The sequence below is a fragment of the Mesorhizobium sp. M7A.F.Ca.CA.002.09.1.1 genome (genome assembly GCF_003998555.1).
Taxonomy (GTDB): Bacteria; Pseudomonadota; Alphaproteobacteria; order Rhizobiales; family Rhizobiaceae; genus Mesorhizobium; species Mesorhizobium ciceri.
Window position 1 is genome coordinate 1 of the sequence record NZ_RZRR01001134.1, and the last position, 1481, is coordinate 1481.

General features: G+C 60.1%; 2 protein-coding genes. Both read left to right on the forward strand.

Annotation, left to right across the window (positions count from 1 at the left end):
• Positions 1-413 precede the first annotated feature (413 nt).
• Positions 414-1088 carry a GntR family transcriptional regulator gene (locus EN994_RS31035; RefSeq protein WP_013528167.1) on the forward strand — a complete coding sequence of 225 codons (675 nt, stop codon included), beginning with the start codon at positions 414-416 and terminating at the stop codon, positions 1086-1088.
• A 19-nt stretch (positions 1089-1107) separates the two neighbouring features.
• Positions 1108-1437 carry an L-rhamnose mutarotase gene (locus EN994_RS31040; protein WP_063169853.1) on the forward strand — a complete coding sequence of 110 codons (330 nt, stop codon included), beginning with the start codon at positions 1108-1110 and terminating at the stop codon, positions 1435-1437.
• The last annotated feature ends 44 nt before the right edge of the window (positions 1438-1481 follow it).

Genomic DNA, 1481 nt, shown 5'->3' on the forward strand with positions numbered 1-1481 from the left:
GCAAAATTGACGTTGGACAGAGCCTTCACGCCTGGAAAGTTCTTGCTGATGCCTCGCATATCCAAGGCGCAATCGGCGGCGACGGTCATATCTGGCTAGGTTCCTCCTGGCGGCCGGCCGGTGCGCTACATCGGCCTTCGATATGTTAGTATAATAGCGCTGCAAACGCAGTTCGGGCTTCTTCGAACAAGCTTGAATGGCCTGCGCTGTTGAAGATCCAAGCCTCAGTCCCGGACTGAATTTTCCATCGTTCATCCTCACTATTGCACTAATATAACAGTTCTGGCAAGCTGGATTCCGGCGGGTCGTCATGACGTCGTGCGTCACCGACCCCCACGCTTGTATTGGATGCGTTCCAATTGACATTCTAGTATTATCTGGCCATTTCTGGTGAACGAAGACACGGATTTGCAATGGACCTGGATCCTTCGACGCTCAATCGGGCTCTTCCGCTCCGCGATCAGATCTACCACAAGATCCGCAACCTGATCGTCGTCGGGCAGTTGAAGCCGGGAGAGGTCATCAACGAGGTCGCCATCGCGGAGGCCCTGGGGGTGTCTCGCACCCCCGTTCGCGAAGCGGTCAAGCGCATCAGCGACGAGGGCCTGGTCAAGATCCTGGCGCAGACCGGCACCTATGTTGCTCCGATCAGCCGGGCCGACCTGGAAGAAGCCTATGTCATCCGGCGGGCACTGGAGATGGAAAGCGCCCGACGCGCGGCCGCCAAGTTCACAGCGGCAGCCAGCGAATTGCTGGAAGACAACATGGCGGCGCACCGGCTTGCCATATCCCGCGGCAGATATGCCACCGCGATACAACTCGACGATGTCTTCCACCGCACCATAGCCGAGATCTGCGGCCTGCCGATGATCTGGAGAGCCGTCGACATCTCGAAGGCACAGATGGATCGCGGGCGCTATCTCGCTATCCCAAGACCGGGTTATGGCGAACAGACGATCGAGCAGCACGAGGCCATTTTCGACGCGCTGAAGCGCCACGACGCCGAGGGTGCGGCACGGGCCATGGAACATCATCTCGAGACGTCGTTCCGCAACACGCTCGAAGTCGCCGCCGACCTTCTCGGCTGAAGCCCCGCGAGCAACCAGCATGCAAAGAATGGGACTTTGTATCGGCGTGAAAGCCGAGGCGATCGCGGACTACAAGCGCGTCCACGCCGCCGTCTGGCCCGAAGTGCTCGACGTCATCAGCCGCGCCAACATCCGCAACTATTCGATCTTCCTGCGCGAACCGGAGAACCTTCTGTTCGCCTGCTGGGAGTATCACGGCAGCGACTTCGCCAGGGATGCAGCGCGGATGAGCGAGTCGCCGGCCATGCGCAAATGGTGGGAACTGTGCGACCCCATGCAGACGCCGCTGCCGACGCGCGCCGACGGCGAATGGTGGGCGGCCATGGGAGAGGTCTTCCATCTCGATTGACCGGAACGTTATCGGGCAGTCGCTTCCCGGATATGCCCCAACGA

Bases quoted from the DNA above. Each gene is read 5' to 3' on its own strand.
- EN994_RS31035 (WP_013528167.1), top strand. From the start codon at position 414: ATGGACCTGGATCCTTCGACGCTCAATCGGGCTCTTCCGCTCCGCGAT.
- EN994_RS31040 (WP_063169853.1), top strand. From the start codon at position 1,108: ATGCAAAGAATGGGACTTTGTATCGGCGTGAAAGCCGAGGCGATCGCG.